The organism is Rhodobacter lacus, assembly GCF_042683065.1.
In the GTDB taxonomy this organism is placed as follows: Bacteria; Pseudomonadota; Alphaproteobacteria; order Rhodobacterales; family Rhodobacteraceae; genus Rhodobacter; species Rhodobacter lacus.
Window position 1 is genome coordinate 105441 of sequence record NZ_JBHUIX010000014.1, and the last position, 7178, is coordinate 112618.

Annotated in this window: 8 protein-coding genes; 1 reads left to right on the plus strand and 7 read right to left on the minus strand. The window is 64.5% G+C overall.

What is annotated here, in order from left to right; genetic code table 11:
* Nucleotides 1-17: 17 nt before the first annotated feature.
* From ACFSM0_RS16165 to smpB, 6 genes are all read right to left on the minus strand, one after another.
* Nucleotides 18-1586: a DHA2 family efflux MFS transporter permease subunit gene (locus tag ACFSM0_RS16165; protein WP_377392810.1), complete on the minus strand. Its 1569-nt coding sequence runs from the start codon at nt 1584-1586 to the stop codon at nt 18-20.
* A gap of 15 nt (nt 1587-1601) precedes the next feature.
* On the minus strand, nt 1602-2690 hold the full coding sequence (locus tag ACFSM0_RS16170) for an HlyD family secretion protein (protein WP_377392814.1): 1089 nt from the start codon (nt 2688-2690) through the stop codon (nt 1602-1604).
* Entirely contained in the window at nt 2680-3138 is a 459-nt protein-coding gene (locus tag ACFSM0_RS16175) for a MarR family winged helix-turn-helix transcriptional regulator (RefSeq protein ID WP_377392817.1), read from the minus strand. Before ACFSM0_RS16175 ends, ACFSM0_RS16170 begins: the two co-directional genes overlap by 11 nt.
* A 115-nt stretch (nt 3139-3253) precedes the next feature.
* Nucleotides 3254-4435: an amino acid aminotransferase gene (locus tag ACFSM0_RS16180; RefSeq protein ID WP_377392820.1), complete on the minus strand. Its 1182-nt coding sequence runs from the start codon at nt 4433-4435 to the stop codon at nt 3254-3256.
* Nucleotides 4435-5292 carry a 3-mercaptopyruvate sulfurtransferase gene (gene sseA / locus ACFSM0_RS16185; RefSeq protein WP_377392823.1) on the minus strand — a complete coding sequence of 286 codons (858 nt, stop codon included), beginning with the start codon at nt 5290-5292 and terminating at the stop codon, nt 4435-4437. The genes ACFSM0_RS16180 and sseA overlap by 1 nt, the downstream gene beginning before the upstream one ends.
* A gap of 65 nt (nt 5293-5357) precedes the next feature.
* Nucleotides 5358-5831 carry an SsrA-binding protein SmpB gene (gene smpB, locus ACFSM0_RS16190; protein ID WP_377392826.1) on the minus strand — a complete coding sequence of 158 codons (474 nt, stop codon included), beginning with the start codon at nt 5829-5831 and terminating at the stop codon, nt 5358-5360.
* Nucleotides 5832-5939: 108 nt separating this feature from the next.
* On the opposite strand from smpB, the gene ACFSM0_RS16195 reads away from it, so the two are divergent.
* Nucleotides 5940-6380, plus strand: a complete 441-nt coding sequence (locus ACFSM0_RS16195; protein ID WP_377392829.1) for an ion channel — start codon at nt 5940-5942, stop codon at nt 6378-6380.
* 55 nt (nt 6381-6435) lie between these two features.
* Here ACFSM0_RS16195 and ACFSM0_RS16200 read toward each other — a convergent pair whose 3' ends face one another.
* Entirely contained in the window at nt 6436-6927 is a 492-nt protein-coding gene (locus ACFSM0_RS16200; RefSeq protein WP_377392832.1) for a hypothetical protein, read from the minus strand.
* Nucleotides 6928-7178 lie beyond the last annotated feature (251 nt).

Genomic DNA, 7178 nt, shown 5'->3' on the forward strand with positions numbered 1-7178 from the left:
ATGCGCCCGTGCCGGGCTCAGTCCGCCGCCGCCGGCAGGCCCCCGGGCGGGGCCGCGGTGGGTTTGCGCAGCAACAGCGCAAGCGGGATCGCCGAGAGCGTGATCCATGTCAGCAGCTTGAAGTCGTCGATATAGGAAATCATCATCGCCTGCTGCGTCACCAACTGGTTGAGGAAGGACCAGAACGCGCCTTCGCCGCGGCTGAGCGTGAGCGAATGCATCAGCCCCGAGAGCGAGCCGTTTGCCAGCGAGGAGAATTCGGGATCGAGCAGCGAGATGCTGGCCACGAGATCGGTGTGGTTGATCTGCGTGTTGCGGGTGAGCAGCAAGGTGACGAGCGAGATCCCGATCGAAGAGCCGATATTGCGCACAAGGCTGAAGAGCGCGGTGGCATCGCCACGGTAGCGCGCCTCGATCGTGGCAAAGGCGACGGTGGAGAGCGGCACGAAAACGAGCCCGAGCCCGAGCCCCTGCACCAGCCCCGAGACGATGATCAGCGTCGAATCCATCTGCGGGCCGAAGCCGGTCATGATGTGGAGCGACCAGGCGGCGAGCAACAGCCCGGCGACCACGAGCTTGCGCGGGTCGATGATGCGCACGAGCTTGCCCGCGAGCACCATCGTGATCATCGTGCCCACCCCCCGCGGCGCCATCACAAGCCCGGTGGTGACGATCGGGTAATTGAAGATGTTCGACAGCATCGGCGGCAACAGCGCCAGCGAGGACAACAGGATGATCCCGACCACGAAGATGAACACGAGCCCGGTGGCGAAGTTGCGGTCCAGGAACATGCGCGGCTCAAGGAAGGGTTGCGCCGCGCCAAGGATCCAGATGATGAAGACCCAGAAGCCGCTGATCGAGACAGCAAGCTCGATCCAGATCTCGGCCGCGTTGAACCAGTCTACCTCGCTGCCGCGGTCGAGCAGCAATTGCAGCGCACCCACGCCAATGGCAAGCGCGGCGAAGCCGATGAAATCGAACCGCCGGATCCGGCGCGCGGCATTGGGCAGATAGGCGATGCAGCCCAGCAGCGCCACGGCCCCGAGCGGAACGTTGATGTAAAACACCCAGCGCCAGTTGATCGTGTCGGTCAGATAGCCGCCGAGGGTCGGGCCGATGATCGGGCCGACCATGATCCCCGCGCCCCAGATCGCCATTGCCTGACCGTGCTTTTCGCGCGGGTTGATATCGAGCAGGAAGGTCTGCGAAAGCGGCACGATGGCGGCGCCGAACACGCCTTGCAGCATGCGGAAGACCACCATCGCCTCAAGGCTCCAGGCGATGCCGCACAGCATCGAGCTGAGCACGAAGCCGATCACCGAGCCGATGAAGATCTCCTTGCGCCCGAAGCGTTCGGAGAACCAGCCGGTGAGCGGCGTCGCGATTGCCGAGGCGACGATATACGAGGTCAGCACCCAGTTGATTGTATCCGACGAGGCACCGAGATCGGCGCGCATCGAGGGCAGGGCGACGTTGGCAATCGTGGTGTCGAGCACCTGCATGATCGTGGCCAGCATCAGCGAGGCGGTGATCAGCCCGTGATGCTTGACCACGATCGAGGGGCCGTCGGAGGCGGGGGCGCTCATCGCGGTTCTCTCCGGTTACTCGGCCGTCGCGGCCTGCGCCGTAGAAGCCTCGACCGTGCTCAGCAGCGCATCGAAATGCGTGCTGGCCTTGGTGTCGATGGTGACATAGGCCGAGAGCCCGGTGCGCAGCCCGCTCACTTCGGTGCCCGGCGCGAGGCGCAGCATCACCGGCACCCTTTGCGTCACCTTCACCCAGTTGCCGGTGGCGTTTTGCGCGGGCAGCATCGAGAATTCCGCCCCGGTGCCGGCGCCGACGGCGCTCACCACGGCATCATATTCCTTGCCCGGATAGGTGTCGAACTCGACCGTTGCCTTTTGCCCGGCGACCATATGGCCGATTTGCGTTTCCTTGAAATTGGCCTCGATCCAGGTGTCGCCGGTTTCCACGAGCGAATAGAGCGCCGCCCCGGCACTGACGAATTGCCCGGTCTTGAAGCTGTCGGCGCGGTAGATCACCCCATCCGCCGGCGCTTTGACGGTGGTGAGGCCAAGGTTGTAGGCGGCGGTGTCGCGCGCCACGAGGGCGGCTTGAACCATGGGGTGATCGTCGGTCTTGACCCCGGGGTCGCCGCCAAGGGCAGCGAGGGCCGCGGCCACGTTTTGCGCTGCGGCGGCCAGCGTTTGCTGCGCGGCATTGGCATTGTGGCGCGCCTCGTCGAGCGCGGATTCCGTGCCCGCGCCGCGCCCGGTGATGGCTTCCTGGCGCTTGAGTTCGGTGGCGCGGTAACTGGCGTCATCCTGGGCGACCTTTTCTTGCGCCACGGCTGCGGCCCAATTGGCGCGAAGCTGCTCCACCTGAAGCCGCGCCTGCGCCAGCGCGGCCTGCGCCTGCGCCAGTGCCAGCCGGTAGGGCTCGGGATCGACGCGGAACAACGGATCTCCCGCTTTCACCACCGCGTTGTCGGCCACGAAGACCTCGGTCACCCGGCCGGAAATATCGGAGGCGACAGAGATCCGCGCCTGTTGCACGGCGGCGTTGTCGGTGCTCTCGTAGCGCCCCGAGGACAGCCAGACCCACAGGCCCGCAACGACCAGCACCAGCGGAAGCGCCACCATCAGCAGGGTTTTCGGTTTTCTTTTCGAGCTTTGAATATCAGCACTCATCGGCGGTCTCGGTCGTTTGAGAAAGGTTGGAAATGATCCTGCGCAGCGAGTCGATCAGGCTCAGCCGCATTTCGGGAGAAAGGCCATCAAGCGCATCGGCATAGATGGCCTCGGCAATCGTCTTGACCTCGCAAATCGCGGTTTTCGTGCGTTCGGTCGGATAAACGATCCGCACGCGCCGGTCTGTCGGGTCGGGGCGGCGTTCGACCCAGCTCGCTTCCTGCATCCGGTCGACAAGGCGCGACAGCGAGATCGGCTCGATTTCGAGAAATTCGGCCAGCCGGGCCTGGGGCTGGGGGCCGCGCTTCATCAGTGTTACCAGAAGCCGCCATTGCGACGAGGTGAGGCCAAGCTCTGCGGCGCGCATCTCAAAACGCCGCCGCATCAGACGCGTTGCGTCTTGCAACAGAAAGCCGAGGCTCTCCCGGGGTATCTCACAATCGCTCATCGCATCCTCCATGAGGTGAGCGTGTATATTGTAAGCGTGCTTATTAAATCAAGTGATATAATCAAAAAAAGACGGCCCCCGCAGGGGCCGCCCGGACAATTCGCTGTGTTGGTGCTCAGACGCCGGCGGCGATGATCGCGCGGGCGAGCAGCGGCACCGTCTTGGCGTTCAGCCCGGCGATGTTGAGCCGCGAATCGCCCACCATGTAGATCGCATTGTCGACACGCATCTTTTCCACCGCTTCGGGGCTCGCGCCCAGCCGCGAGAACATGCCGCGGTGGCGGGCGATGAAATCGAACCGGTCGGAGTTGGAGAGCTGGCGCAGCTCGGCGGCGAGCTGTTCGCGCAGGCCCAGCATGCCGGTGCGCACCTCTTCCAGCTCCGCCATCCAGTCCGCTTTCAGCGCCGGATCGGTGAGCACCATCGTGACGAGCCGCGCCCCATGATCGGGCGCGAAGGAGTAGCTCTGCCGGTTGAGATAGGCGAGCGTGCCTTGCGTGACCTCTTTCGACGCGGCATCCGAGAGCACCATCAGGCAGCCGGTGCGCTCGCGGTAGATGCCGAAGTTCTTCGAGCAGGAGGCGGCGATGATCACCTCGGGCAGGCGGGCCGCAATGAGGCGGGTGCCGGCGGCATCTTGCTCCAGCCCGTCGCCAAAGCCCTGATAGGCGAGGTCGATCATCGGCACGGCGCCCTTCGCTTCCAGCAGGTCAGCCACGGCGGCCCATTGCTCAAGCGTCAGGTTCGCCCCGGTCGGGTTGTGGCAGCAGCCGTGCAGCAGCACCACATCTCCGGCTTTCACCGCGGCGAGGTCTTCCATCATCGCGTCAAACGCGACGGTGCGGGCGGCGCTGTCGAAGTAGCGATAGAGTTTGTAGTCCTGCTTCATGAACGCGAGGATCGAGAGGTGGTTCGGCCAGGTCGGGTCAGAGACCCAGATCGTCGCCTCCGGGTTCGCCATCCGCGCAAGCTCGAAGCCCTGACGGCAGGCGCCGGTGCCGCCCACCGTGGCGAGGCAGGAGAGCCGGTCCGCCGGGTAATCGGCGCCCAGCACATTCGTGGCCATCGCCGCGTGGAAGGCGGGCTCGCCCGCCAGCGCGGTATAGGTCTTCGTGGTCTCGCTGTCCCAAAGCTGCTTTTCGGCGGCCTTGACCGCGCGCATCACCGGCGTGCGGCCATCGGCATCCTTGTAGACGCCGACGCCCAGATCGACCTTTTCCGGCCGGGGGTCGGCGCGGAACTGGCCCATCAGCGCCAGAATCTTGTCGGGCGCCTGCGCTTTGAGGGAATTGAACATCATGCTTCTCCGGTTGCGACCTTGAGGTCGTTAAACATGCCCCACTCGGCCCAGGCTCCGTCATAAACGGCATGGTCGCGATGGCCGATGCGCTCAAGCGCGAAGGCCAGCAGCGCGGCACTGACGCCCGAGCCGCAAGTGGTGATTGCGGGCTTGGAAAGATCGACCCCGGCCGCTTCGAACACGGCGCGCAGCGCCGCGGGCGATTTCATCGTGCCCGCCTCCGTCAGAACGCTGTCCCAGGGCACATTCTTCGAGCCCGGAATATGCCCCGGGCGCAGCCCCGGCCGCGGCTCGGGATCGGCGCCGATGAACCGGCCATGCGGCCGCGCATCGATGATCTCGTGATCGCGGAGCTTCGAGGCATGGGCGACCTGCGTGACATCCTTCACAAGGCTGGCCTGCCGCTGCACGGTGATGTGGCGGTCGCGCAGCACGGGCGGCATGTCTTCCACCTCGCGGCCCTCGGCGATCCATTTCGGCAAGCCGCCATCGAGCACCGCAACATCGGTCTTGCCCATCAGCCGGAAGGTCCACCACACGCGCGGGGCCGAAAAGATCCCCTTCTGGTCATAGACCACGACCTGATGGCCATCGCCCACGCCCATCGCCCGCATCCGCGAGATGAATTTCTCGACCGGCGGCGCCATATGCGGCAGCTCTGAGCGGGTATCGCAGATCTCGTCGATATCAAAGAACCGCGCGCCGGGGATATGCGCCTCGTCATAGGCCGCTTTCGCGTCGATCCCCATATGCGGCAGGAACCAGGAGCCATCGAGAATGCGCAGATCCGGGTCGCGCAGATGTGCCTCCAGCCAGTCGGTGGAAACGAGCGTTTTCGGGTCGTCCATAGCCATCGCTTGCCCTCCAGTGATCGTTTTGTGCTTAGACTCGCACGATCATGGGAGCAAGGCCGAAGCTCTTATCCGTGCTGCTTCAAAAGGCGCTGCTTTTGCCGGTTCCAGTCGCGCTTGGCCTCGGTTTCGCGCTTGTCGGCGAGCTTCTTGCCCTTGGCGATGCCAAGCTTCAGCTTCACCCGGCCGCGGTCGTTGAAATACATCGCCAGCGGCACGAGTGTCATGCCCTCGCGCCCGACCGCCGTCCAGAGCCGGCTCAGCTCCTTTTTCGAGACCAGAAGCTTGCGGTGCCGCCGCTCCTCATGCCCGAACACCCCTGCCTCTTTATATGCCGCGATATAGGAGTTGATCAGCCACAGCTCACCATTCTCCACCGAGGCATAGCTCTCGGCGATGTTGGACTGCCCGGTGCGCAGGCTTTTGACCTCCGAGCCCATGAGCACGATCCCGGCCTCGAGATCATCCTCGATCGCGTAATGGTAACGCGCTTGCCGGTTCTCGGCGATCAGCTTGGAATTGGGGTCTGATTTCTGGGCCATGATCTGCCCGAAATAGGGGAGGCAGGGCGCCATGTCCAGTGCGGCGCCATCACGCTTGACCGAAGCGCGCGCGCGGCAGTAGCGCAAGACAGGCGCGGGGAGGCGGCGATGTTTTTGCAGATCTTGATCGGATCGGGAATGATCCTCGGCAATGTGCTTGTTGCCGGGCTCGCCGCCTGGCTGATGGAATGGGCGTTCCTGAGCTGGCATGGCTGGCTGATGCGCCGCCCCTACCGGCCAAAGCTCTTGATCGTGCTCTTGCTGATCACGCTCTGGGCGATGTCGGTGGTGACCGTGGGGATCTGGTTCTGGGCCCTGTGCTACCGGATGCTCGGTGTGTTCCACACGATGGAGGCGGCGGTCTATTTCTCCCTCGTCTCCTATACAACGCTTGGCTACGGCGATGTGATCTTGCCGCAGCAATGGCGCATTCTGGGCGGCATGACCGGGGCCGGGGGCTTTCTCAACTTCGGCATTCTTGCCGCGATGCTCGTGGAGGCGCTGCGTCAGGTGCGGATCAGCCAGATCGAGGCGTTGCGCAACGACTGAAGGGGCAACCCCAAAAGGGGGGGGGCGTGCGGCGCCGGAACGCCGCACGCAAGGATCACTGATTTTGCTGGCAGGCAACAGCGGCTTCGAGCGCGGCATGGGTGTCGGTCAGGTCAATCGACATCACCTCGCCTGCCGTGCTGCTTAATGTCAGCGTATGGCGGCTTGCCACGTCCATCAGGAAGTCCGGGCTGTCGAAGGAAATATCGACGCCGGGCAGGCCATCGAGATGGATGCCGGTCGCCTCCCCCTCGTAGGTCGTGCCATCCACATCGAACTGGATCGGGTAGGTGGCGTCGTCCTCGATCTCTCCCCAGCCTTCGTTCATGGCCATGAGATAGCCATTGCCCTGCTCCGGGTCGAAGCCGATGCGCACGTCCGAACCGTCTTCGAACGCGGCATTGATCAGGCACCCGTTGCCAATCGTGGGGTCGACGAGAATCTCCCATACGCCGACGGAGCCAAGGCTCACCAGATCCTGCGCCGGGGCATGGCCCGGGCACAGGAGCGCCATGATCGCAAATCCGCTTGCAGTGAAGCGCTTCATGTTCGTTCTCCCGAGGGGAAGGGCCCCGATGGCCCCCTCCTGCCCTCGATGGCGAGCTTATCTTGCGGCTGCCGGATGCCAATGGATTCGCATCGCGCATGCCCGGGGGCGCCGCGGAGGCCCCGCTTCGCGCAATGCGTTGCGCAAAGCGGGGTGATTTGCGCAATTTTCTTCCCGAGCGGCTCTTTTGGCGCGGCGTGGGGTGGGATGAGCGGAGCGACGGCGGGGCGGGTCTCGGGGGCTGTGCGCGA

What these genes read in the sequence shown, in the direction of transcription:
- ACFSM0_RS16165 (WP_377392810.1), bottom strand. Translation starts at nt 1,586, where the DNA reads ATGAGCGCCCCCGCCTCCGACGGCCCCTCGATCGTGGTCAAGCATCAC.
- ACFSM0_RS16170 (WP_377392814.1), bottom strand. Translation starts at nt 2,690, where the DNA reads ATGAGTGCTGATATTCAAAGCTCGAAAAGAAAACCGAAAACCCTGCTG.
- ACFSM0_RS16175 (WP_377392817.1), bottom strand. Translation starts at nt 3,138, where the DNA reads ATGAGCGATTGTGAGATACCCCGGGAGAGCCTCGGCTTTCTGTTGCAA.
- ACFSM0_RS16180 (WP_377392820.1), bottom strand. Translation starts at nt 4,435, where the DNA reads ATGTTCAATTCCCTCAAAGCGCAGGCGCCCGACAAGATTCTGGCGCTG.
- sseA (WP_377392823.1), bottom strand. Translation starts at nt 5,292, where the DNA reads ATGGCTATGGACGACCCGAAAACGCTCGTTTCCACCGACTGGCTGGAG.
- smpB (WP_377392826.1), bottom strand. Translation starts at nt 5,831, where the DNA reads ATGGCCCAGAAATCAGACCCCAATTCCAAGCTGATCGCCGAGAACCGG.
- ACFSM0_RS16195 (WP_377392829.1), top strand. Translation starts at nt 5,940, where the DNA reads ATGTTTTTGCAGATCTTGATCGGATCGGGAATGATCCTCGGCAATGTG.
- ACFSM0_RS16200 (WP_377392832.1), bottom strand. Translation starts at nt 6,927, where the DNA reads ATGAAGCGCTTCACTGCAAGCGGATTTGCGATCATGGCGCTCCTGTGC.